This window comes from Paenibacillus sp. LX16, assembly GCF_036252815.1.
In the GTDB taxonomy this organism is placed as follows: Bacteria; Bacillota; Bacilli; order Paenibacillales; family Paenibacillaceae; genus Paenibacillus; species Paenibacillus polymyxa_B.
This window is the reverse complement of the sequence record NZ_CP141152.1, coordinates 4,314,343-4,338,949: the sequence shown is the minus strand read 5'-3', so window position 1 is coordinate 4,338,949 and position 24,607 is coordinate 4,314,343. Positions and strand designations below refer to the sequence as shown.

21 protein-coding genes are annotated in these 24,607 nt (G+C 46.8%); 16 read left to right on the top strand and 5 right to left on the bottom strand.

Going from position 1 to position 24,607, the window contains the following annotated elements; genetic code table 11:
- Positions 1 to 313 precede the first annotated feature (313 nt).
- The 10 genes from alaS to T3H97_RS19295 all read left to right on the top strand — a co-directional run bounded on the left by alaS (position 314) and on the right by T3H97_RS19295 (position 12,191).
- Entirely contained in the window at positions 314 to 2,947 is a 2,634-nt protein-coding gene (alaS, locus tag T3H97_RS19340; RefSeq protein ID WP_328800605.1) for an alanine--tRNA ligase, read from the top strand.
- A 136-nt stretch (positions 2,948 to 3,083) separates the two neighbouring features.
- Complete coding sequence (locus T3H97_RS19335) at positions 3,084 to 3,344, top strand: IreB family regulatory phosphoprotein (protein ID WP_007431624.1); 261 nt, start codon at positions 3,084 to 3,086, stop codon at positions 3,342 to 3,344.
- A 9-nt stretch (positions 3,345 to 3,353) separates the two neighbouring features.
- Complete coding sequence (gene ruvX / locus T3H97_RS19330; RefSeq protein WP_014282932.1) at positions 3,354 to 3,770, top strand: Holliday junction resolvase RuvX; 417 nt, start codon at positions 3,354 to 3,356, stop codon at positions 3,768 to 3,770.
- Positions 3,771 to 3,783: 13 nt separating this feature from the next.
- Positions 3,784 to 4,080 carry a DUF1292 domain-containing protein gene (locus tag T3H97_RS19325; protein WP_069290188.1) on the top strand — a complete coding sequence of 99 codons (297 nt, stop codon included), beginning with the start codon at positions 3,784 to 3,786 and terminating at the stop codon, positions 4,078 to 4,080.
- Complete coding sequence (locus T3H97_RS19320; RefSeq protein ID WP_328800604.1) at positions 4,077 to 4,382, top strand: DUF1292 domain-containing protein; 306 nt, start codon at positions 4,077 to 4,079, stop codon at positions 4,380 to 4,382. Before T3H97_RS19325 ends, T3H97_RS19320 begins: the two co-directional genes overlap by 4 nt.
- Before the next feature lie 94 nt (positions 4,383 to 4,476).
- Positions 4,477 to 5,505: an endolytic transglycosylase MltG gene (gene mltG / locus T3H97_RS19315; protein ID WP_328802852.1), complete on the top strand. Its 1,029-nt coding sequence runs from the start codon at positions 4,477 to 4,479 to the stop codon at positions 5,503 to 5,505.
- A gap of 11 nt (positions 5,506 to 5,516) precedes the next feature.
- Entirely contained in the window at positions 5,517 to 6,446 is a 930-nt protein-coding gene (locus tag T3H97_RS19310) for a peptidase U32 family protein (RefSeq protein ID WP_328800603.1), read from the top strand.
- A 37-nt stretch (positions 6,447 to 6,483) separates the two neighbouring features.
- Entirely contained in the window at positions 6,484 to 7,815 is a 1,332-nt protein-coding gene (locus tag T3H97_RS19305) for a peptidase U32 family protein (protein WP_328800602.1), read from the top strand.
- A 224-nt stretch (positions 7,816 to 8,039) separates the two neighbouring features.
- Positions 8,040 to 10,289: a methyl-accepting chemotaxis protein gene (locus tag T3H97_RS19300; protein WP_328800601.1), complete on the top strand. Its 2,250-nt coding sequence runs from the start codon at positions 8,040 to 8,042 to the stop codon at positions 10,287 to 10,289.
- A gap of 126 nt (positions 10,290 to 10,415) precedes the next feature.
- Complete coding sequence (locus T3H97_RS19295) at positions 10,416 to 12,191, top strand: peptidoglycan D,D-transpeptidase FtsI family protein (protein WP_328800600.1); 1,776 nt, start codon at positions 10,416 to 10,418, stop codon at positions 12,189 to 12,191.
- Here the strand turns inward: T3H97_RS19295 and T3H97_RS19290 are convergent.
- Positions 12,179 to 13,333, bottom strand: coding sequence for an AI-2E family transporter (locus T3H97_RS19290; protein ID WP_307347744.1), 1,155 nt, complete (start codon positions 13,331 to 13,333; stop codon positions 12,179 to 12,181). The two genes, T3H97_RS19295 and T3H97_RS19290, sit on opposite strands and share 13 nt — an antisense overlap.
- 178 nt (positions 13,334 to 13,511) lie before the next feature.
- On the opposite strand from T3H97_RS19290, the gene T3H97_RS19285 reads away from it, so the two are divergent.
- Positions 13,512 to 14,897: a polysaccharide deacetylase family protein gene (locus T3H97_RS19285; RefSeq protein WP_328800599.1), complete on the top strand. Its 1,386-nt coding sequence runs from the start codon at positions 13,512 to 13,514 to the stop codon at positions 14,895 to 14,897.
- A gap of 99 nt (positions 14,898 to 14,996) precedes the next feature.
- Here T3H97_RS19285 and ilvD read toward each other — a convergent pair whose 3' ends face one another.
- The 3 genes from ilvD to T3H97_RS19270 all read right to left on the bottom strand — a co-directional run bounded on the left by ilvD (position 14,997) and on the right by T3H97_RS19270 (position 18,489).
- Positions 14,997 to 16,685: a dihydroxy-acid dehydratase gene (ilvD, locus tag T3H97_RS19280; protein WP_246772683.1), complete on the bottom strand. Its 1,689-nt coding sequence runs from the start codon at positions 16,683 to 16,685 to the stop codon at positions 14,997 to 14,999.
- Between the two features lie 344 nt (positions 16,686 to 17,029).
- A complete protein-coding gene (locus T3H97_RS19275; protein WP_029515716.1) occupies positions 17,030 to 17,278 on the bottom strand; it encodes a KGG domain-containing protein in 249 nt (82 codons plus the stop codon).
- A 176-nt stretch (positions 17,279 to 17,454) separates the two neighbouring features.
- On the bottom strand, positions 17,455 to 18,489 hold the full coding sequence (locus T3H97_RS19270) for an acyltransferase family protein (RefSeq protein WP_328800598.1): 1,035 nt from the start codon (positions 18,487 to 18,489) through the stop codon (positions 17,455 to 17,457).
- A 312-nt stretch (positions 18,490 to 18,801) separates the two neighbouring features.
- Here T3H97_RS19270 and T3H97_RS19265 point away from each other — a divergent pair, with 312 nt between their 5' ends.
- The 4 genes from T3H97_RS19265 (at position 18,802) to mgrA (ending at position 22,213) form a co-directional block, all read left to right on the top strand.
- Positions 18,802 to 19,608: an alpha/beta fold hydrolase gene (locus T3H97_RS19265; RefSeq protein ID WP_328800597.1), complete on the top strand. Its 807-nt coding sequence runs from the start codon at positions 18,802 to 18,804 to the stop codon at positions 19,606 to 19,608.
- Positions 19,609 to 19,622: 14 nt separating this feature from the next.
- Positions 19,623 to 20,393, top strand: a complete 771-nt coding sequence (locus tag T3H97_RS19260; protein ID WP_328800596.1) for an HAD family hydrolase — start codon at positions 19,623 to 19,625, stop codon at positions 20,391 to 20,393.
- Positions 20,390 to 21,130 carry an NAD-dependent protein deacylase gene (locus T3H97_RS19255; protein WP_328800595.1) on the top strand — a complete coding sequence of 247 codons (741 nt, stop codon included), beginning with the start codon at positions 20,390 to 20,392 and terminating at the stop codon, positions 21,128 to 21,130. Before T3H97_RS19260 ends, T3H97_RS19255 begins: the two co-directional genes overlap by 4 nt.
- Positions 21,131 to 21,214: 84 nt before the next feature.
- Entirely contained in the window at positions 21,215 to 22,213 is a 999-nt protein-coding gene (gene mgrA, locus T3H97_RS19250) for an L-glyceraldehyde 3-phosphate reductase (protein WP_039272878.1), read from the top strand.
- Between the two features lie 127 nt (positions 22,214 to 22,340).
- On the opposite strand, the gene T3H97_RS19245 is transcribed toward mgrA, so the two are convergent.
- Positions 22,341 to 23,207 carry an AraC family transcriptional regulator gene (locus T3H97_RS19245; RefSeq protein WP_134902634.1) on the bottom strand — a complete coding sequence of 289 codons (867 nt, stop codon included), beginning with the start codon at positions 23,205 to 23,207 and terminating at the stop codon, positions 22,341 to 22,343.
- Positions 23,208 to 23,428: 221 nt separating this feature from the next.
- Between T3H97_RS19245 and T3H97_RS19240 the strand changes: the two genes are divergently transcribed.
- A complete protein-coding gene (locus tag T3H97_RS19240; RefSeq protein ID WP_328800594.1) occupies positions 23,429 to 24,607 on the top strand; it encodes a galactokinase in 1,179 nt (392 codons plus the stop codon).

The window sequence follows — 24,607 nt, the reverse complement described above, 5'->3', positions numbered from 1 at the left end:
GTTGACACGGCTAAATGACACGGATATACTGAATTGAGTATGTTTAAATGTGTTTATCCAGTAGGGAAAGCTCATTTCGAAGTGCGGGCTGAACCCGCCGGGATGCTCCCGTTACCAGTGAAAACAAGGCGATCGATCGTCCGTTAAGCAAATGTTGGTGTGCAGCTTGCGCATGGGCATTTCGTACAGAGGGGACGGCGTTAACCAGGGTGGTACCGCGATACAATCGTCCCTGATCCGTTCAGGGGCGTTTTTCTGTTTTTTTATGGCCAGTGCCAGGAACCAGTGACACCATAATTAGGAGGCTACTTATATGAAAGCTAGTGAAATCCGCTCCAAATGGCTGGAGTTTTTTGAAAGCAAGGGACATGTGATTGAACCAAGCGCACCGCTTGTTCCACATAAAGATCCTTCCCTGCTGTGGATTAATGCGGGTATGGCGCCGCTTAAGCCTTATTTTGACGGACGTGTGAAGCCGGAGAATCCACGTATTGCTAATTCGCAAAAATGTATCCGGACGAACGACATTGAGAATGTTGGTAAAACGCGCCGTCATCATACTTTTTTCGAAATGCTCGGCAACTTTTCCATTGGTGACTATTTTAAGGAAGAAGTCATTACATGGGCATGGGAGTTTCTGACGGATCCAAAATGGATTGGTTTTGATCCGGAACGTCTGGCTGTAACTGTGTATCCTGAGGATGAGGAAGCGTACAAGCTGTGGAACGAAAAAGTTGGACTTCCTGCCGAACGTATCATCAAACTGGAAGATAACTTTTGGGATATCGGTGAAGGTCCTTGTGGACCTTGTACGGAAATCTTTTATGATCGTGGCGAAGCCTACGGTAGCGACATGACGGACCCTGAAATGTATCCGGGGGGAGAAAATGAGCGTTATCTGGAAGTGTGGAACCTCGTATTCTCACAATTCAACCATAACAAAGACGGCAGCTATACGCCGCTTCCAAACAAAAATATTGATACGGGGGCTGGATTGGAGCGTTTTGCATCCATTTTGCAAAATGTGGATTCCAACTTTGATACGGATATCTTCCAGCCGCTAATCCAAAAAACAGCGGCGATGGCAGGAGTAAAATATAACGAAAATGTGGACAGTGACGTGGCTCTTAAGGTTATTGCTGACCATGTCCGGACCGTAGCTTTTGCAATTGGTGACGGTGTGCTGCCTTCTAATGAAGGACGGGGTTATGTGATTCGCCGTTTGCTGCGCCGGGCTGTGCGCTATGGAAAAATGCTGGGCATGAACCGTCCATTTATGTTTGAACTGGTGGAAACCGTTGGGGATGTCATGGGTGTGTATTACCCTGAGGTAGTGGACAAACGTGATTTCATCATCAAAGTGATCAAAACGGAAGAGGAACGCTTCCATGAAACACTGACAGATGGATTGGCCATTTTGTCCGATATCAGTGCTCAGGCGAAGGCCGAAGGTCGCAATGTCATTAGCGGAGCAGATGCCTTCAAACTGTATGATACGTACGGGTTCCCTTTCGATCTCACAGAGGATTATGCGGACGAGCAGGGCTTGAAAGTAGATCGTGAAGGCTTTGATGAAGCGATGCAGGAGCAACGCAAACGTGCCCGTGATGCTCATCAGGACAACGCCAGCATGAAGATTCAGGGCGGAGCTTTGTCCGATCTGGCGGTTAAAAGTGAATTTGTTGGATATAATGACCTCGTAACTGAGTCTAAAATTGTGGCGATTGTATATGAAGATGTACTGGTGGACAGTGTTAATGAAGGGCAGTCTTGTCAGGTCGTGCTGGATGTGACTCCTTTCTATGCCGAAAGCGGAGGACAAGTCAGTGACCAAGGCTTGCTGCGTGGAGGTACGGTAACTGCGAAGGTCGAAGGGCTGTTTAAGGCGCCACAAGGTCAGCATGTGCATCAGGTTGTTGTAGAAGCCGGTGAGCTGAACGTTGGCGATACGGTGAAAGCAGAAGTAGATCAAGCTTCACGTGGAGAAATTGAGAAAAACCATACGGCTACGCATTTGCTTCACAAAGCGCTTAAAGAAGTGCTGGGTGACCATGTCAATCAGGCGGGTTCTTTGGTAGAGCCTGGGCGTCTGCGTTTTGACTTCTCCCATTTTGGAAGCATTACACCAGAAGAGCTGGCGGATATTGAACTGCGTGTAAACCGTGCCATCTGGAGCCAACTGGACGTTAATATTGAACTGAAACCGATTGATGAAGCCAAGGCTCTCGGAGCAATGGCGCTGTTCGGTGAAAAGTATGGAGATATCGTACGGGTCGTTAAGGTAGGCGATTACAGCATTGAACTATGCGGTGGCTGTCATGTCAGCAATACTTCGCAAATTGGCTTGTTCAAGCTTGTCAGCGAGAGCGGCATTGGATCAGGTGTACGTCGTATTGAAGCGGTGACCGGACGTTTTGGCTTTGAATATATGGAAGGTCAATTAGAACTGTTGAAGGTGTCGGCTGGGCTTGTAAAATCTAAGCTGTCCGAGGTGCCAAAGCGTATCGAATCTTTGCAGCAACAAATTAAAGACCTCAGTCGTGAAAATGAATCGCTGCAAAGCAAGCTGAGCGTTATTGAGGCAGGCCAGCTGACCGATCAGGTCGTGCAAGCAGGCGGGGTGCAGCTGTTGGCTGCACGCGTGCAGGCTTCCAGCATGGATGCGTTGCGTGCGATTGCTGATGAACTGAAAGGGAAGCTTCCGGCTGCTGTGCTGGTGCTCGGCGCTGCAATGGACGACAAAGTTAATTTTGTCGTAGCAGTTCCGGCAGAGCATACCAAGGCTGGACTTCATGCAGGCAAGCTCGTGAAAGAAATTGCTGCCGTATGCGGTGGCGGTGGTGGCGGACGACCTGACATGGCGCAAGCCGGTGGTAAGGATGCCAGCAAGCTGGACGAAGCACTTCAACGTGCGCATGAACTGGTGTCGGCAGCCTCACAAGGATAAAGTTCGATAATTTTTGCGGATTTTTGGAAAAAAACGGGCTTAGATATTTCCTTGTAGGGCTTTGCTTATGGTATGATGTAAAAGAATAAGCTGGCATAAACATGTACACATGTTTTGTGGAAGCGAGGTGTCAACAATGGATTCCATGGACAAAACGGTCAAATTTAATGTCAAGGCAGATGAGAAGGAAGCTTCTGCTCAGGAGATTTTGTTGACCGTATATGATGCGCTGGTGGAAAAAGAATACAATCCGATCAATCAAATTGTCGGCTATTTGCTATCCGGTGATCCGGCTTATGTGCCACGGCATAATAATGCCAGAAGCCTGGTACGTAAAAAAGAGCGCGATGAGTTGATTGAAGAATTGGTTCGTTTCTATCTCGCCAAGCACCGTTAGGAGACAGGCATGAAAGTAATGGGATTGGATTACGGGGATCGCCGAATTGGGGTCGCCGTAAGTGATGCCTTCGGCTGGACCGCCCAAGGATTGGAAGTCATAGAACGACGCGGTGACGACAGCGAGTTCGGTAAAATTGCAAATTTGGTTCGTGACAATGAGGTCGGTGAGGTTGTTGTAGGCTTGCCGAAAAACATGAACGGAACCGTGGGTCCACGCGGTGAGATTTGCATCGAGTTTGCGAACCGACTCAAGGAGTTACTGGGTTTACCCGTTCACCTTTGGGATGAACGGCTGACGACGCGTTCGGCGGAGCGTACGCTTCTGGAGGCCGACGTCAGCCGAAAAAAACGCAAGCAGGTGGTAGATAAACTGGCCGCAAGCCTGATCTTGCAAAACTATTTGGACGCACACAGTACAAGGTGAGGGGGATTTCGTAATGGCTGAAAATCAAGTGGGTATGGAAGAAGAGCCGGAAATTATTTATATTGCCGATGACGAGGGCAACGAGGAAGAGTTCGAGGTCATTATGAAGTTTGAGGTAGATGGTTCCGAAGCGAAGTACATGATGGTTGCGCCAGTGGACCCTGAAGCTGATGAGTCCGATGTGTACGCCTTCCGTTACGAGGAAGAAGGCGATGATATTAAATTGTTTGTGATCCAAGACGATGCCGAATGGGAAATCGTCGAAGAGACCTTTAATACATTTGTAGAGGAAGAGGAAGACGGGAAATGACGAGCTATTCACGTGAAGACCTGAGTTGGACCTCTGATTTGAAGGAAACGTTCAACGGCGATGTAGAGTTGCAGGATGAACAGGGCCATGCAATTCGCATGGAATTGGAAGCAGAGTTCAAGGTAGGCGAACAACGGTACGCTGTATTGCGTAGACCTGGGGCTGCTGTTGGCGAACATGAACTATACCATGTAAGCTCATCCGCAGACGGCGAAATCTCTATCACCACCATTGAAGATGATGATGAGTGGGAAGATATTTCCGAACTGTACGATGAATGTACGTTGCCGGAAGAACTGTAAGTCTGGATAGCGATGAGATCAAACCTGAAAGGGCGGACCAGTCCGCCCTTTTTGGCTGTGAAGGAGTTGGGTGGATGTGAAGCGAAGGACGAGGATGTTTACGTTGTTTCTACTGCTTATCATTATAGCAGGAGGGGCAACCCTCTACATTTGGAATTCCATGCAGCCTGTTCAGCCCCAAACACAACCCGTTGCTTTTACGGTGGTGCAGGGAACAGGAACATCGGCTATTGCAGATACGCTGGAGCAAAAGGGACTTATACGTAATGCGCTCGTGTTTAAGGCTTATGTGAAATTCAAACAGCAAGGAAGCGCATTTCAGGCTGGAAAATATGAGGCGCAACCTGGCGCAACCTTTGATCAGTTGATTACTAAGTTATCGGCTGGAGATGTTGTCAAAGAGGAAATGATTCGTTTTACAATCCCGGAAGGTTTTACGATTAGACAGATGGCTGATAAGCTGCAAAAGGAAGGATTGGCAGACCGGCAGCAATTTTTGCAGCTGGCCAACGATCCGTCCGCTTTTGACGTCGCGCTAGTGCGGGACATTCCAAAGCAGGCGGGGCTTCGCTATGCGCTGGAGGGCTATCTTTTCCCGGAAACCTATGAGCTGAAAAAGGGCAGTACGGCCAAAGATATTATACAGGTGATGCTAGAACAGACACAAAAGCGGTTGGAGACTGTTTCCGATTTGGATGCCAAGCTGAAACAACGGGGTGAAACGCTGCATCAACTGCTGACAGTTGCTTCTCTTGTAGAGCGCGAAGTGGTTGTAGAAGATGAGCGGTCTGTAGTAGCTGGCGTCATTTATAACCGACTCAAACAGGGTAAGAAGCTGGAAATTGATGCTACGGTTCAATATATGCTGGACAAGCAAAAAGAACGGCTGTATTACAAGGATTTGGCTGTGGAAAGCCCTTATAATACGTATTTGCATCTGGGACTTCCGCCAGGGCCGATTGCAAGTCCCAGTCTAAACTCAGTGATAGCGGCTTTACAGCCAAAAGCTACAGATTATTTATTTTATGTCACCAAAAAAGATGGAACACATGAACATTTGTTTGCCAAAACGTATAAAGAACATTTGCATAACATTCAGGTAAGTAACCGTAAGACAAATTAGGAGGTGAGCCTATGGCTTACAAACCCGAACTACTGGCAACTGCCAGCTCTCCAGAGGATGCCCGCCATATGCTGGAGGCTGGAGCTACTGCATTGCTTATTGGAGATGACCGCTTTGGAATGCGGTTGCCGGGACATTTTACACCGGACCAAATCCGTGAAGTGGTGGAAGAGGCACGCAAGCATACGGCACAGGTATATGTATCCATGACGAATTTGATGACGAACGAGCTATTGCCGCTCCTTCCCGAATATGTGCAGACCCTAGCTGGATGCGGCATTGATGCCATTGAATTTAATGATCCCGCAGTGCTCATGGCCGTGAAGGAGTATGCTCCGCATCTTAAGCTGTTCTGGAACGGTGAGATGATCTCCACCAACTTCGCAACCGCCAACTATTGGGGTGAAAAAGGGGCTTCCCGGGTTATTTTGGCTCGTGAGCTCAGTATGGATGAAATTACCGAAATGATACCAAAGTTGAACATAGAAGCACAGGTTCAGGTACATGGCATGACCAATATTTATCACTCCAAGCGTAAGCTTGTTCAAAGTTATATGCTGCACCAGGGACGTAATGTAGAAGGCGATTTGGGCAGAGGGCGTGGCTTGTTTCTGATTGAAGCAGAGCGGAAAGAAGAGAAGTTCCCCATCTACGAGGATATGAATGGGACACATATTATGAGTTCAGATGATTTTTGTATCATGGAGGACCTGCATATTCTAATGGAGGCGGGCGTGCATAGCTTTAAGATCGAGGGCTTATTGAAACCTACGGCTTACAACGAGGCGGTTGTTCGTGCTTATCGTAAAGCAATAGATAGTTATACAGCTGACCCGGATGCTTATGCTTATGATGAAAGCTGGCTGGATGAAGTTCGCCGTCTTCAAGATCCAGAACGGGAACTCTCCTTCGGATTTTTCTATAAAGAGCAGGTTTATTAATTTTAAAATGAATTGAATTCACAGAGGGGGGAACGTCATGGGGACGATAACTAAAACGAGAAAATATATAGGTAAACGGAATCGTCTGGATAAGCCGGAGCTGTTGGCTCCTGCCGGAAATCTGGAAAAGCTGAAGTTTGCCGTTCACTATGGCGCGGATGCTGTATATATTGGTGGACAAAAATATGGTCTGCGTTCTAACGCCGATAATTTCAGTTTTGAAGAAATGCGCGAAGGTGTAGAATTTGCGAACAAGTATGGTGCTAAAGTGCTTGTGGCCACCAATATCTATGCCCACAATGAAGATATTGCCGGAATCGAGGAATACTTGCGCAATCTGTACGAGGCAGGAATTCATGCCGTTATCGTAGCTGATCCGGCTATTGTATCCGTGGCATTGCGTGCTGTTCCCGGATTGGAAGTGCATTTGAGCACACAGCAGTCCACGCTGAACTGGCAAGCGGTAAAGTTTTGGAAAAATGAGGGGCTACCGCGTGTGGTATTGGGACGTGAGACCAGTCTGGAGGAAATCGAAGAAATTAAAAAGCATGTGGACATCGAAATCGAAGCATTCGTCCATGGTGCGATGTGCTCTTCATTTTCTGGCCGCTGCGTGTTGTCCAATCACTTTACAGACCGTGATTCCAATCGTGGGGGATGTTGTCAGTCTTGCCGCTGGAAATACGATTTGTTTGAGGATGCCCGCTCAGGTGAGGTTTGGATATCTGAGGAAGAGGCACAGGAGAGTAATGCACTGAAACAGTTCCAGCTTGGTGTTAACCAGCTTCCACTGTTTGAAGAGAGCGATAATGCTTTTTCTATGGGTTCCAAGGATCTGTGTATGATTGAAAATGTCCCTGATCTGATTGATGTGGGTGTAGACAGTTTTAAAGTAGAGGGACGTATGAAGTCTATACACTATGTGGCTACGGTCGTGAATGTCTATCGTCAAGCGATTGATTCCTATATGGCTGATCCTGAAAATTATGTGCTCAAACCAGAATGGATTGAGGAAATTAACAAGGCAGCCAATCGTCCGCTGAATACAGGATTTTTCTACGATACACCGGATCATGAGGATCATATTTATGAGCCGGAAGAAAAAGCAGTCCCTTATGATTTTGCCGGACTGGTCATGGACTACGATGCCGCGAGTGGCATCGCAACCATTCAACAACGGAACCATTTTAAACCAGGGCATGAAATTGAATTTTTCGGTCCGAACGGAACATTTTTTAAACAAACGGTCGGAACGATCTGGGATGAGGAAGGCAACGAATTGGATGCTGCTCGTCACCCGCTTCAACGAATTAGAATGAAGGTAGATCAACCCGTATCGTATTTTGATATGATGCGTAAAAAGAAGTAAATAAGCCTTAAGTCACAGGTGAAAAGATTCAAAAGCCTCTCCTATCGGTTGGAGAGGCTTTTTTTTGAATAGTTTTCTAGGAAAAAAGTTTCACAAAATTTAGTTGATACTCAAAGGAAAGCTACATTCCTTGTCGAATAGTTCCGATAGAAGTTATATAGATAATAGATACATAATGGATGACGTGGAATTAGAAACTAATTATATGGTGGTAGGTGAGAGAAATGGGTTTACGGAAAAAAGAGGGGACTACAGCAAAAAGGCAACCCAAGAAAACGGATCAAATGCAGGGTTTGAAAGGCAGTAAAGTGACAACGGATAAAGAGGAACAAAAGGTTGCGGTGTCATCGAAGGTTGCCCCCTGGGTAGCTAAGGCGACTCGTAAAGGTACACACAATTTAAAGCGTTTACTTAAGCCGGAAAGGTACAGTAAAGATTTCATGCATTTGGTCAAAAACTATAATCCGATACGTTCGGTTGGAATGAAGTTGTTTCTGATCTTTTTTGCGGCAATTATGTTATTTGTGGTCAGCTTGGGGATGCTCTCATACTACAAGGCTAAAAGTACGATTGAGCAAAATGCAGCTACGGCTTATCAGCAGACCGTTCAGCAAACTTCAGAAAAGCTTGATATTATTCTAGAGCGTTTTCAAGACACATCGACACAGGTATTTTTCGATACTGAATTAAGTGATCAGTTGCAAAAGGCTGTAAAGCAAGATAAAAATCCTTTTGCATCTTTTGTTGCTATGGGCGAAGTAAACAAGAAATTAACGAATATTGCTTTTACGAATAAAGCAATCGATTCATTGTACTTGTACCCGGAAGAAACCAAGTTAGCTGCAATGGGCACCGGAACACAAAAGGATGTACGGCAGGAAGCGTGGTTTAAGGATGTTTTGAAAAACAAGGGAATTGTTTGGCTACCTACGCAGGTGAATGACAATGGCAGCAAGACTTTTCGCCTAGCACGCTCCATGAACAGTATGTCCGGGTTGGGAGGGACTTACGTTCTGGTTATGGATTTAAAGTCCAGTGCGGTGGAGGACGAGTTGAAAGGTGTTAATTTGGGCTCAGGCAGTATGATTAGCCTTGTGACAGACAAGGGTGAGTTTGTAGGTTCTAATAATGAGAGCTTGGCAGGAGGAAAGACAAAGCTGGATTACGTTTCCAAGCTTGAAGGGATCGAAGGAAATCAAATTATGGAGCAGGAAGCAGACGGCAAAGAGCAAAATGTGCTTACGGTTCATAATACACTGGGAACTTCCAAGTGGATTCTCGTGGGTGTAGTACCTGTATCTGAGCTGGTGAGAGATGCTAAGGGGATTCTAACCACAACCTGGATATTTGCTGCAGTGGCTGCACTCATTGCATTGTTCATTGGCCTGTGGATCGTGCGCCTCGTGGCTCGTCCATTGACACATCTAAAGGATTTAATGGTCGAAGGCGCCAAAGGCAACTTGCAAATTCGAACGAACTATAAGGCTCAGGATGAAATTGGGCAGTTGTCAGAAAGCTTTGATATGATGATGGAGCAAATTACATTGCTGGTACAACAGACGAATGCCTCAGCTCAGGAGGTTCTGAATACAGCGACAGAACTAGGTGATGCCTCGAAGAAGACAGCTATTTCAGCCAAAGAAATTGCAGCAGCAACGGAAGAAATTGCTCATGGCGCCTCCAGTTTGGCAACTGAGGCTGAACGTGGCAGCGGACTAACCGGGAATATATCTCAGCAAATGGATACGGTTATGGCTTCCAATCATGAAATGAGTCTGGTCGCACAAGAAGTTGAACAATCCAGTGAACAAGGAACAGTTCAACTGAAAAATCTATTGAGCAAGACTAAGGTTACGGAAGAAACTACGCATGCTCTGGTGGGCAAAGTAGATGAACTGAAGAAGACCACTTCCGATGTTTTTAAAGTGCTGGATGTACTACAGGATATTGCGAAACAAACGAATATTCTATCACTGAATGCGACGATTGAAGCAGCGCGAGCAGGGACGGCCGGGCGTGGTTTTATGGTGGTAGCCAATGAGGTTCGGCAGTTGGCTGAACAATCACGTCAAGCCATTCGCACGGCTACGGGTATTATTAATAACATCGTCAATGAGATGAATGAAACGGTACAGGCGTTATCTGAAGTGTACCCGCTGTTCCGGGAGCAGATGGGAGCCGTGCAGGAAACGACGGATATTTTCCAATCGGTGCAGCAGCAAATGGGAGAGTTCGCGCTTCGATTAGGAACGGTCACTGCCTCCATTCATCATCTGAGTGAATCGCAGACCACTTTGTCCGAGGCCATGACCAATGTAAGTGCGGTGGCCGAGCAATCCTCAGCTACTTCGCAGGAAGTCGCTTCGCTCAGCACTGAGCAGGCCAATATTGGTAATCAACTGGTAGGTTTGTCGGATAAGCTGGAAGGAGTATCGGTGAATTTGAAGGAACAGCTTTCGCGGTTTACGGTGTAGATATAACTAAACCATGGGAATCAGGATTGTCACTGATCTCCGTGGTTAACCCATTCAACGTTAAAAGTTGAGTGGGTTTTCTTTTTCAACTACAGGACATACTACTGGAAAAAAGATGAAAGAAGGATGGGTGTGCCGAGGCGTGGTAGCAGTTTCATACGAAAACGTCGAATTGCATATATGGCCTTGGGGGTGATGGCGCTACTCCTGATTTTATTATTCCGACTGGCGTGGATTCAGGGGACAGCGGGCATTCATATGTCTGTTTATGGAGGGCATTCGCTTAAGGAAATGTCAGCACGTCAGCGACAGGAGGGCATTTCTATCGACTCTGGACGTGGACAGTTTACGGACCGGCATGGGCAACCCTTGACTGGCGGAGTCGTATGGGCGCCAGTGCTTTTTCCCGATGTAGATGGCAAAGCGGCTATACATGGCGAAGAACTGGCCGAACTACTGCGTACGAACAAGAATCAACTACTGACACGCTGGAAAGGACTGCAATCCCCGCTCTTATGGCGTGATGGGCGCGGAGAGCCAGTACAAATCAATCCGCATGAAGCAGGCAAGTTGCTGAAGCTAGCCCCTTCGCTTATCGAGCTTGTACCTTATGCGAAACGTTACAGGGATTTGCCCAATGGCAGGCAATGGCTTGGCTTTCTGTATCAACGTGCCGACCGAGCGAGTGAACTGCCGATGGGAGCAGCCGGACTGGAAAGAACGCTGGAGCCGCTGCTGAGCGGCGTCGGTGAAACGTTCGTCTCCCGATTTGTAGATGCGCAGCGTCGTCCATTGACTCATATACCGCTGCGTGTCAGTGCTCCATCCAATGGTCACTATCCATTGCAGGTACAGACTACAATTGATCTACCTATACAGGAACAGATTGAAAAGCTGACGGAATCTAGTCATTTGGCAGAAGGGGCGGTGGTAGTGCTCGATGCAGGCAACGCGGATGTACTGGCGATGGTGTCTCGCCCTTTTTATAATCCCGGTCATGTTGATCCCCAGAAAAAAACAGACTGGTCTAATCGTGCCCTCAAGGCGATAACGCCTGGATCCATTTTTAAGTTGGTTACGGCTGCTGCTGCAATTGAATCAGGTGTTGTCCAACCGCAGGAACAATTCCATTGTCATGGAACTTATGGCAAGTACGGTTTGGCTTGCTGGAAAAAAGAAGGACACGGTACCCTGAATCTAGAGGAAGGGCTTGCCGTATCCTGTAATAGTGTGTTCGCTCATCTCGGCGAACGACTTAATCCTGAGCAAATTCAGGCTACAGCCACTGCACTGGGATTGAGCCGAACTGTGGGCTGGCAGGAGCGGAATCTTGCAGGGCTACCTCAATTCAGACCGCTGGATCACGAAGAAAAGGGAGCCGTATTCGGCTCCCATACGAACGCGTCTGATCCGGGCGTACGTGTACAGACAGCTATCGGTCAGCGCGATGTGCTGGTAACGCCTCTCCAAGCTGCTAATCTCATCGTCACCTTGCTGCACGATGGTCAAGTACATGCACCACGCATTGTAAAACGTATTAGCTACGCAGACGGTAGCACCTTACTGGAACTACCTGCTCACGCTGTACCTTCATCCGAGGGTAGCCGTTCGATTCACACATCGACGGCTCGCATGCTTCGTGAAGCAATGAAAAAGGTTGTGACACAGGGCACTGGTGCCTCCTTGCGTAATAAATCATGGAATCTGGCCGGCAAATCGGGTACGGCCCAAGCTTTGAAGAACGATCAACCTATCAATCACCAGTGGTTTATAGGGTATGGTCCGATAGAGCGGCCTCGTTATGCGGTCGCCGTCCTTGTGCAAAATGCTTCAACACATTCTGCAAATCAAGCTACAGCACTGTTTGGTCAAGTCATGGATCTGTTAGCTCAATCCTCCTGAGTTCCACGGGTAGCTTCACGATCTTCCTCCTGGATTTTAACGATAAACGGAGGCTCGTCAAATTCCTCTGTCGGAAACCGAATCCATTTCTGCAGATAGCCTTGCTGCCACAATTCCTTGAGCAAAATGATCAGAATGGGAGACAGGATTAATCCAGCCAGTCCAAAGATGGACAACGATATAATGGCAAAGGAAAGCATCAGATAGGCAGATGAAACACCGATGGAATTACCAGTGATTTTAGGCTCTGCCAGCTGGCGGACGATCACCGTGACAGCCATGACAATAAGCAGGCCTACAGCCAGGCCGGTATTGCCTGTGATGAACAGATACACTGCCCACGGAATAAAGATAACAGGCACACCCAACAAGGGCAGGATATCAAACAAAGCCGCCACGAGCGCCAATGAGAGGGCATTATCCACTTGCAAAATGAGTAAACCTATAAATACGAGAACAAAGGTAATCCCTACCAGCAGAGCTTGAGCCTTGAGAAAAGCGGAGATGGCTTTAAGTACGTGATTTTTTAGAAAAAGGTAAGCAGTTTTTAGTGTCTTGGGTGTTTTACTACGGGCAATGCCCTTCCAAAGATTAATTTCCATACTTAAAAAGAACGCTAAAATGATTGCAATGGCAAAGTTGCCCATAAAAACAGTGAAAGAACTGAGGAACTGTATGAAAAAGGATAATCCTAACTGTGCCCATTTCGTAGCAATGGTAGTGGCAGTCGCAAAATATTCATTCACACGTTCGGTAACACCCGGAGGTAAAGCAGCGATTTTATCTTGAGAAAGATGAAGATATCGTGTGAATTCCGCTTGGATAATCTGAGTATATTGTGGGAGGTTTTGCGCGACTTTCGTAAATTGCGTAACCAGAATCAAGCCCAATCCGAAAAAAATAGCAAGTAAAAGGATGATAAACAGCAATACGGAGAGTGCGGAGGCAAAAGGCTTTTTCATTCCTTTCCGATGAAAATAACGGGCAGCAGGTTCAATGCACCAGAACACAACAAACGAAAGGAACACAGGTGCGGCAAGTTGATACAGCTTGCTGGATACGAACATAATTAAATACACGGTTAATACGATCAGACCGATATCAAAAACGGTACGCCAATATTTTTTGTACAATGGAAGCATATGTATACAACGACTCCTTTTAGATTTTTACTTATTGTACACTAAATTGGACCTCAATGCTGACCATATGAGTAGCGAAATCTCGGCATGTGTACGTCATTGTGATAACATATAAGTAAGTGAGTTTTTCTCAGGAAGCCTGCTTGGGGAGTTCAGAATAGAAAAGTGGGGATAAAACGTGCAGACTATGCTGTTATGGATGTTTTACATTTCAACTTTTTATGCTTTTATTCCGGCGCTGGTTAGTCGTATATTTGGTTTTCGGGTGTTCAGGCGCGGCAAAAGTGAGCAAGAATATGCGCTCACCTTTGATGATGGCCCTGATCCAGTGTATACATCACAGCTGCTTGATTTACTGAAGCGTTTTGATGCCAAGGCTACTTTTTTTGTTGTTGGGATAAATGCAGAAAAACACCCTGAGCTTCTGAAGCGCATGCATGATGAAGGTCATCTGATCGGTATTCATAATTACGTGCACAAATCGAATTGGCTTATGCGGCCTGTTACGGTCAGAAGACAAATTGCCCAGACAGAGTCAGTCATTCGTCGAGTAACTGGTGAGGGAACGACCTTTTATCGCCCACCTTGGGGGATAGTGAACTTTTTTGATATTTCCAACACCCATGGTCGTCGAATCGTATTATGGTCCTCCATGTTCGGGGACTGGAAGGCAAGCATTGGAGCGAAACAATTAGCGGAGAGAATGCTTAAAAAGCTGAGGGGTGGCGAGGTGATGCTGCTCCATGACTGTGGTACGACATTGGGGGCGGACGCGGAAGCGCCCCAAAATATGCTAATCGCACTGGAGAAGCTGCTGAGGGTCGCCCAAGAACGACAATTACGCAGCGTACGGGTAGATACATTGTTTTGCCGTCAGTCTGTCAATCAACCTACTGCCTCCGAGATGTCCAGTACGAGCTGGTCAAAAAGAACGCTGGTATATGGATGGCTCCAGTATGAGCGGCTATTCCATGTTTTGTTTCGTCTTCGTCCCGTAAGCAAGGAGGATACGATCTTTTATTATCGTCGCCGTATCTATCATGGGCCAAATGTAGATATGGAGAACAGCAGGTGGCTAGAAAAAGGGGACTCGGTAATCGAGCTTCATTTTGATAATAAAAAGTTGTTTCACTTGGGTTCGACGGCAAAGTCGATGGTACATCTAGCTATTCAATTAATTCGGATTGTAAAAAAACAACTTCCTGATCTGGCCCAACGCATTGTACATGATTCTGAAATGAAGGGTGTAAAGGCGATCTATGCAGTTAGTATGATTCATCGGGGACCAGAGAAGTTGGGATTTCAAGTTCGGGAGCTTCCCAAAGGACTGTTCAAGCATGTATCCACTGTATATCTAAAGCTGTTATTTCGTATTATCCATCCTTCGGGTTCAGAGCAATTGAGTGAAAAAAAAGATGTAATGGTACCGAAACTGATTGTGATGCCAATGGATACCTTGTTTGACCGTTTTCATCAGGGAGACTCACACTGCTCAGACGAAGCTCTTGAGCAAACAGCTCAGAGAGATGATGTCCATATACTCAACAGCGAACTGACTGAATAGGCTAACCTAATGACCTAATAAAAAAGGCCTCTCGATCCCTTGTTAGGGATCGAGAGGCTCTTTAGCCGTTCATAAAGTAATCCTATCTTGGCAAAACATTTAGATTTTCATAATTCCGCCGTTACTTGCGTTCGTCACCAGCTTGGAATAACGCGCCAGGTAACCCGTTTTCACCTTCGGCTCAAAGCCTTTCCAGTTGGCGCGACGACGTTCGAATTCTTCGTCCGTAATCTGGAGCTCAATCTTACGATTGTTCAAGTCCAGCTCGATGATATCGCCGTCCTCAACAAAAGCGATAGGTCCGCCTTCTGCAGCTTCGGGGGAAATATGACCGATGGAGATACCACGGGAAGCACCTGAGAAACGCCCGTCTGTAATCAGACCCACCTTGGCACCAAGCCCCATGCCCACGATTTGTGAAGTTGGAGCGAGCATTTCAGGCATACCAGGTCCGCCCTTTGGACCTTCATAACGAATAACAACAACGTGTCCTTCATTAATTTTACCGTTGGCGATACCTGCCAGTGCATCTTCCTGTGAATCAAAGCAGATAGCAGGACCTTTGTGATAACCACCAACCGAAGCATCAACTGCACCGACTTTAATGATGGAGCCTTGCGGTGCCAGATTACCGAATAATACAGCCAGACCGCCGCGTTCGGAATAAGGGTTGTCCAGTTTGTGGATGACGTTAGTGTCCAGAATTTCCTGACCCTCTACGTTTTCACGAATGGTTTTTCCGGTTACAGTAATACAGTCTCCATGCAGTGCGCCCGGTTTCTTCAACAATTCATTCAACACTGCGCTTACGCCGCCTGCATTATGAACATCCTCAATATGATAGTCGGAAGCAGGTGCCAATTTGGACAAATGAGGCACGCGGTTTGCCACTTCATTAATACGTTCGATAGGGTAGTCAACTTCTGCTTCATGGGCAAGTGCCAATGTATGCAATACGGTATTCGTGGAACCGCCCATTGCCATATCCAATGCAAATGCATTATCAATAGCTTCTTTAGTCACGATATCACGTGGTTTAAGATCCAGCTTAATCAATTCCATCAATTGGCGTGCAGATTGTTTAACGAATTCTTTACGTTCTTCTGCTACTGCAAGAATGGTGCCGTTACCCGGCATAGCCAGACCCATCGCTTCTGCGAGACAGTTCATGGAATTCGCTGTGAACATCCCTGAACAGGAGCCACATGTCGGACAGCCATATTGTTCTAATTCAAGCAAGCTTTGATCATCGATTTTGCCAGCCTGATATGCACCTACGCCTTCGAAGACGGAGGTCAGGGAAATAGAGCGTCCGTTCTTGTCTTTACCAGCTTTCATAGGGCCGCCGCTGACGAAAATAGTTGGAATGTTAACGCGCAATGCGCCCATCATCATGCCAGGGGTAATTTTATCACAGTTAGGAATACAAACCATACCGTCAAACCAGTGAGCAGAAACGACAGTTTCCAGAGAGTCAGCTATAATTTCGCGGCTTGGCAGAGAATAACGCATACCGATGTGTCCCATGGCAATGCCGTCATCTACACCGATGGTGTTAAACTCGAAAGGTACACCGCCTGCTTCACGAATGGCTTGCTTGACAATTTTGCCAAATTCCTGCAAATGGACGTGGCCCGGTACGATATCAATATACGAGTTGCATACCGCAATAAACGGTTTGTCAAAATCTTCCTCCTTGACACCCGCTGCGCGCAGCAAGCTGCGGTGAGGAGCGCGGTCAAAGCCTTTTTTAATCATATCGGAACGCATTTTCGTCTTAGCTGTCATGATGCTGGTTTCCCCCCAAAGTATAAAAATAGTATGGCGTTCAATGGACGCCGTAATAGCGCAGATGTTTTCTAAAGAGTCTATCATAGATGTGAGCTTTTTTCTACATATATGAAGATTTTGAAAAAGTACAAGAAGTGTTCTGTGATCAACAATATATAGATATGAGCAGTTTTATTTGTCTATATATTGCATTTAGAAGAGGTTAGAATGTGATTCTCTTAGAAATACGTATACTGATAGGTTTGCGTATCAGGTAAAATATGAAAGAGCCCATTCCGCAATAAAGCGGATGGGCTCAGGCTTGTTTTTATGTTAAAGGAGGGCGAATATGACACTACACCTTAATTTCTGCCGCCTTTACGACCGATGTCTCTGTAGAAATTTTTGTCATGCGACTCAGCTGTAGCATCGCCGCCCTTTTTGCCGATTTCCTGATAAAATTCTTTATCATGAGAGTTTGCGGTTGCTTCCCCGCCTTTTTTACCAATCTCCTGATAAAATTCCTTATTGTGCTTCTTGGAAGTAGCTTCTCCACCCATACGACCTGCTTCTTCGCGACTCATTTTCTCCTGATTTTGATTACGTGCCATTACAAATCACTCCTTAATAAAAAAGTTGTTTTTTGTTGCGCGCATCCTTTACTTACCACATCACGCCTGTATGAAACAGGCTCCAAGTGGAGTAAAGAGGGGATAGACTCGCTTACATGTTCGTCTGTAAGTGGGTTGTCGCGTATTCAATGTTAAATAAAAAATGGATAAAAAGATTACGCGGATCGTCTAAAAGGATAAGGAGCTGGCTTTAGCATCCATTCTACCTGTGGCTCAATCAGAGGTCGTGTTGCGGTTCGAACCCAAGGCATGGTCAACATACAGCACAGACCTGCAGCACACACTACAATCAACATGACTTCCACTGGAGTATCTATATATTCGTAGACTCCCTTCGCAACAACGGTACGGACGATCAAGCCATGGAGTAAAAAGACATATAGTGTCCGTCTTCCCATCTCGGTTATACGTCCTGTGACGGCCGGAACAAAGCTCAGAAACGCCATCGATGCTATCCATTGAACTCCATAAATTCCGATGCGGTAAATTCCTGCGTACCATTCGGTATGGCCCAATTCACCGTAAGTCATGTTGCCATACAGCCAGCCTGCTGGGATGCCAAAATACGACGTTCCCGCCAGCATCATAAGCAGAAGAGATATCATGCCAGCGATTATGCGGACTGGTGTTGTGAAGAACCGTCGAACGTCCGCATAATTCAAATGATAACCTGCTACAAAGTAAGGCAAATAAACAAAGGTTCTGCATACGCTCAGCCATATACCATCCACAGGGAGATACCCGACGAGGATACCCAGCAGCACGGATATACCTAATTGGAAGACAGGCGGTACTTTCTGAAGAGCGAGCATCAGCAGTCTCCAACAGATATGACTGGCGAGGAACCAGAGTAGCAGATAAGGAGCAAAAAAAGAATGATGGATATGGGGAACGTGGAAGAGTGCAACATCCAAGATCGAATAGAGCGATTGAAAAATAAGATATTGCATACCGATCTGAAGCAGAACTTTTTGGCCTGCGGGTCCGGTCAAAGATGATTTGGCAAAGTAGCCTGTAACGAGTACAAACAACGGCATATGGAACATGAATATCCAGCTGAACCATTGTTGGGCAATATGAAGTGAACCGACTAGAGGCTCCAGAGAATTTCCTGCAAATACGCATATGATCAACAGAAATCGCAAATTGAGAAAGAAGCTTTCCCCTTGTACATCATGGCTTGTCGTCATGTGTTTCCCTCCGAACGGCTTCTGCCGACTAAACTATTTAAAAAATAATTCTTTACAAGGAACAAGGTACGATACTCTGGACTTTATCATTGTGATTTTTTTCACAATAGTAAGCGCTACCATGACCTTATTGTGTGGCGAATGCTTGAACACCGGACAAAGATGGGCTAATATCTGGAAATGTATGCTGATTTGACCCTGTATGTACAACGATGTTACCCTAACAAGGCTAGTTACGCTGATGAATACAGCGGCATATTTTATATTCAAATTACAAATTACGAGGTACAAAAGGCGAAAGGAACTTTTAAAATGAGAAGAAGAACAAGAAGATCATACAACTCATATGGGACACGTGGTCCTCGGAAAATATGGAAAGTTCTGTTAGGCGTCCTGATTGTTATTGCACTGATCGCAGGGTGGGGAGCATGGAAGATATTTACGCCTTATCAGCCTGACGAGACGGCTGCTGCTGCATTAGCCGAAGTAGCGGATGCTGTAAAAGTAAATGAACAAGAACATTGGGTTGGTTTTGAGCCTGTAAAAAGAAGCGGAACTGGAGTCATTTTGTATCCAGGGGCGTTGGTGAAGCCCGAAAGTTATGCGCCCTTGGCACGCCGTCTGGCGGAAAAGGGTCATCATGTGATCATTGCAAAAATGCCACTGAACCTTGCATTGATCTCCCCGGATCTAGCGAATGAAGTGCTGAAGGCATATCCGAAAGAAGCGTTTGTTATTGGAGGCCATTCGTTAGGCGGTGTGATGGCGGCCCGATATGCAGCTGCACATCCCGATCAGGTCAAAGGTGTATTTTTCCTTGCCTCCTACCCGGATAACAAGGGTAATTTAAAGGATAAAAATCTGCCCGTTATTTCTCTATTGGGAAGTGATGATGGAGTCGTCAAGATGGAAAATGTCCAAAGTGGAAGAACTTATTTACCGGCCAACACGCTGTATTTTACAGTCGAAGGGGGAAACCATGCCCAATTCGGCAGTTATGGTGTCCAAAAAGGAGATAATCCTGCAAAAATTAGCGCTGTTGAGCAATGGAATCAGACGGTAACGGCTTTACAGGACTGGATGAAAGAGAGTGTGGATGTGGCTCCTAAGAATCAGTAAAGGAGGTGTGCTGCATGTCTGAGCTGATCGTGCAGGGGGAGCGGTACCCATGCCGTGGTATTTTATTAGATAAAGATGGAACGTTGCTGGATTTTATTCAGTTGTGGGGCCCCTGGGCTCGTTCTATACTGGATATGATGGAGCAGCATCTTACCGTGGCGGGTGCTGGTTTTACGGTGGAAAAAGGCAGTATTCTAGGTACTGTTCACGATCAGGAGGGACGTGTGATCGGTTACGATCCTTCTGGCCCGCTGGCCATGGGGACGGTGGACGAAAGTACGGGGATACTGGCTTGGCAGCTTTATACTGCTGGTGTACCGTGGAATGAGGCTGTACGGCTTGTCCGCGACTTTAATAAAACGGCGATGGCTGATATTCGGCGACATCGGGCAGCGAAGGTGTTTCCAGGGTTGCGGACGTTGCTTGAGCAAAGCTGCCATGCCGGGCTGAAACTAGCGGTTGTGACCTCTGACAGTACAGAGGCTGCACAGGAGCATTTGGAGTGGATGGGGCTGACATCCTATTTTGACGAGGTCATCGGACACGATAGGGTTACATACGGTAAGCCTGACCCGGAAATGGCTGAAAAAGCCTGCGCATTACTAGGATTGTCGCCGGCGGACGTGGTAGTCATCGGAGACAGTAATGGGGACATGCAGATGGGCAAACGTGCCGGAGTGCGGCTCGCTATTGGATTTGCGCCAGAAGCAGAACGTTCTGGTCATTTACTGGATGCGGATAAGGTTGTTCGTGGATATGAAGAACTGGAGGTGCGTAGGGTATGAAAGTGAATACGTTGGCGGAATGGATACAGCAATCGCAGAATGTTGTTTTTTTCGGCGGAGCAGGCACATCGACGGAAAGCGGTATTCCGGATTTTCGTTCGGCAGCAGGCCTGTATCAAAGTGAGGAGAAATTGCCTTATTCCCCTGAGGTTATGCTGAGCCGTTCATTTTTTGTGAAGCATCCTGAGGTGTTCTTCGACTTCTATCGCAGCAAAATGCTGCATCCCGATGCGGAGCCGAACGGTTGTCATCATTTCCTCGCGTCATTGGAAAAACAAGGCCGTCTAAAAGCGGTTGTGACCCAAAATATTGACGGTTTACATCAAGCTGCCGGCAGTGTGAATGTATTGGAACTTCACGGCTCGGTGCATCGGAACCACTGTATGGAATGCGGACGCTTTTACAGTCTAGATGAAGTGATGAACAGCTCTGAGGTTGTACCTAAATGTCCAATAGATGGAGGAATTATCAAACCGGATGTCGTTTTATATGAGGAGGAGCTGAATCAGGATATCCTTATTCAATCCGTTCAGGCTATTTCGCAGGCTGATCTGCTGTTAATTGGAGGAACGTCGCTGACAGTACATCCTGCTGCGGGCTTGATTACTTATTTTCGTGGCAAACATACGGTGCTGCTGAATACAGATCCCACCTCGTATGATCATAAGGCGGATCTTTTAATCACCGATCCAATCGGTAAAGTTATGGAAAAACTTGCTCATCAATTAGGTCTGTAATCGTTTTCTTGTCAACGCCTGGATAAAAGCGCTATGATGATGTTGTGATGGACATTACAATGTTTCGAGAGAGGCTGGGATAGCATGGTTTATTTAGCTGGCGAAGATCGTTATGAAAGTATGAAATATAACCGTACAGGGAGATCAGGTCTAAAACTGCCGGCTATTTCGCTGGGCTTGTGGCACAATTTTGGCGGGATTAACAACGCGGAGAATGGCCGTAGCATGATTACCCGCTCCTTTGATCTGGGAATTACGCATTTTGATTTAGCTAATAACTATGGCCCTCCTGCGGGATCAGCTGAGGAATTTTTTGGACAAGTATTAGCCAGTGATATGAAACCGTACCGGGATGAGTTGGTCATCTCCACCAAAGCGGGCTACAATATGTGGGCAGGACCTTATGGTGACTGGGGATCCCGCAAGTATATGATATCTAGTCTGGATCAGAGCCTGAAGCGGATGGGGCTGGACTATGTCGATATATTCTACTCTCACCGATTTGATCCTGATACGCCGCTGGAAGAAACGATGGGAGCACTGGATCATATCGTACGATCCGGCAAAGCGCTGTATGTGGGTGTGTCCAATTATAGTGCGGAGCAAACCGCAGAAGCAGCTCGCATTCTGAAGGAGCTGGGAACACCGCTTCTGATTCATCAGCCGAAATACTCCTTGCTCGACCGCTGGATTGAAAATGGATTACAAGATGTGCTGGACGAAAACGGGGTAGGCAGCATTGCCTTTTGCCCGCTGGCGCAGGGACTGCTGACCAATAAATATTTGAACGGAATTCCCGAGGATTCACGTGCAGCGAGTACATCGGTTTTCCTGAATGAGAACCATGTGACGCCAGAGACACTTCGCAAGGTACGCGCCCTGAATCAGATGGCTGCTGCACGGGGACAAAGTTTGGCTCAATTCTCGCTGGCCTGGGCTCTGCGCGGCGAACGTCTGACCTCTGTCTTGATTGGGGCAAGCCGTGTAAGCCAAATTGAAGAAAATGTTGCTACCTTATCCAATCTGGACTTTTCTCAGGAGGAATTGGATCGGATTGATTCGATTCTGAATGCCGGGAACTGACAGGACGGCGGCACACCCTAATGGCGAAGGTTAATTTGTAGTCATCGGTCTAATTTCGCATTCTCTTATACAATATATACTAAACAGCCCGCATCGGTTTGAAGGATGTGGGCTGTTTAAGTCTGTTTTACGACTGTGGATACTGCTTAACCTTGCTTCGGTACTCGGTTGGAGACTGACCACAGAAGCGTTTGAATTGACGTGAGAAATATAAGGCATCGGTTAGTCCGACCGAAGCGGCCACTTGCTCTACAGATAGTTCAGGACGCTCACGCAGCAGTTGACGTGATTTGTCGATTCTTAGCTTAAGCAGATAGGTGACGGGTGAGATGCCCGTTTCCTTTTTGAATATCCGCGACAAATACGCACGATTATAACCAAGTCCTTCAGACATTTGCTCAATGGAAACGGGGTGTGCGTACTGAGTGGACATATATTGAACCATCTGCTTGACTGTACGTTGAATTTGCGAATCCGCCCCGGACGGATCAGTCCAGTCACTCAGGTAATTGCCTGCTTCCCCCATAATCAGATACAAATAGCCCAAGGCTGATAGATGAGAACTAGATTTTCTGCTATAAAAGGCCAATTGCATTTGCTCCAAATAACCGGGGATGGGACTTTGATCGGAAGCATGAAAGACAGGCTGGTGAACACGTAGCCCGGCCTCCTGCACCACCTGCTCAGTATGGTGTCCGGTAAACGCAGACCAACGATAACGCCACGGTTCGTCTTGATCAGAGGTATAGCTCACCAGCTGACCGGGATGAATAAGGAAAAAATCGTTTTCTTCCAGCTGATATGTGTGCTGTTCCGTTCGGAAGATGCCTTTGCCCGATTCTACAAAGTGAAGCAGATAGTAATCATAGATTTTCGGCCCTACGGCATGACCGGATTTGGTTTGGCTCTCTCCTGCAAAAAGCACATGAAGCGGGCTATTTTCATAAAACACCGGATTAGAGGCGACGGCATAACTATATGAATGCGCTTGCAAAATAGGGTCATCCTTCCTGCATTTGTGAATGGTTTAGCGGATGCGGTATACTTACATTGTACATATCCAAGTCACATTTATCCATAGCTTAAACACATGGATGCATTACATTGTGTGACGCTTTCATTTATACTGAAATCATAAGAGATGTCAACCTGATTAAGATGTTACAGGGAAATCAGGAGGGCACTTTACTAACGGTATATGAGGTGGATGCGGATATGAACTCTACTGAATTAAAGAAACATTTTATTGAAAAATATGGTGAAAGCAGCAATGAACTGCGGATATTTCATGCACCTGGACGTGTCAATCTGATTGGAGAGCATATCGACTATAACGGTGGTTATGTACTCCCGGCTGCGCTGGAATTTGGAACGACGCTGATCCTTCGTGCGCGCAATGATGATGAAATTCATTTTGCTTCGACAAACCTGTCGTATGAAGTGTCTATTTCCCGCGAAGAACTAGGTAAAAACAAAACGGATGAGTGGGTAGATTATCCGGTGGGTGTGCTGGTGGAGTTGGCTGAAAAGGGAGTTTATCCGTCTAACGGATATGACCTGCTCTATCATGGAGAAATACCGAATGGTGCTGGATTATCCTCCTCAGCCTCCATTGAGGTTGTCACAGGATACGCGTTTCTCACGATCGAGAAACAGGAAACAGATACGGTCGAAATCGCTTTGTTGTCCCAGCGGGCAGAAAACAATTACGTTGGTGTCAATTGCGGTATTATGGACCAGTTCGCTGTAGCGAACGGAGCAGCTGATCATGCAATTCTGCTGATGTGCGATACGTTGGAGTACCGTAAAGTGCCATTCCGCACGGGGGCTTATAAGCTCGTGATCGGCAATACAAACAAGCGTCGCGGTTTGGTGGACTCAGCCTATAACGAGCGTCGTAGCCAGTGTGCCGAAGCACTGTCCATTTTACAGCAGCAGGAGCCGTCACTGGAATACCTCGCTCAGCTGGATGAGACGCGTTTCGGAGAGCTTCAGCATCACATCGCGGACCAAACAGTGCGTCGGCGGGCACAGCATGTAGTGGAGGAAAACGCTCGTGTGTTGGCCTCTGTCGATGCTCTCGCAGCGAATGAACTTGCAGCTTTTGGTCAGTTAATGAATGCTTCTCATGATTCATTACGCGACTTGTATGAGGTCAGCTGCACGGAGCTGGACGTCATGGTTGAAGAAGCACGCCGTATTCCTGGCACGCTGGGTGCCCGTATGACAGGAGCCGGATTTGGAGGTTGTACGGTTTCATTGGTTCATGAGGACGATGTGGAACGTTTTGTGAAGGAAGTCGGCGAAGCTTATCAAACCCGCACAGGGCTGGAAGCCAGCTTTTATGTATGCAAGGCAGGAGACGGAGTAAAAGAACTGAAGGAGGACGAATAA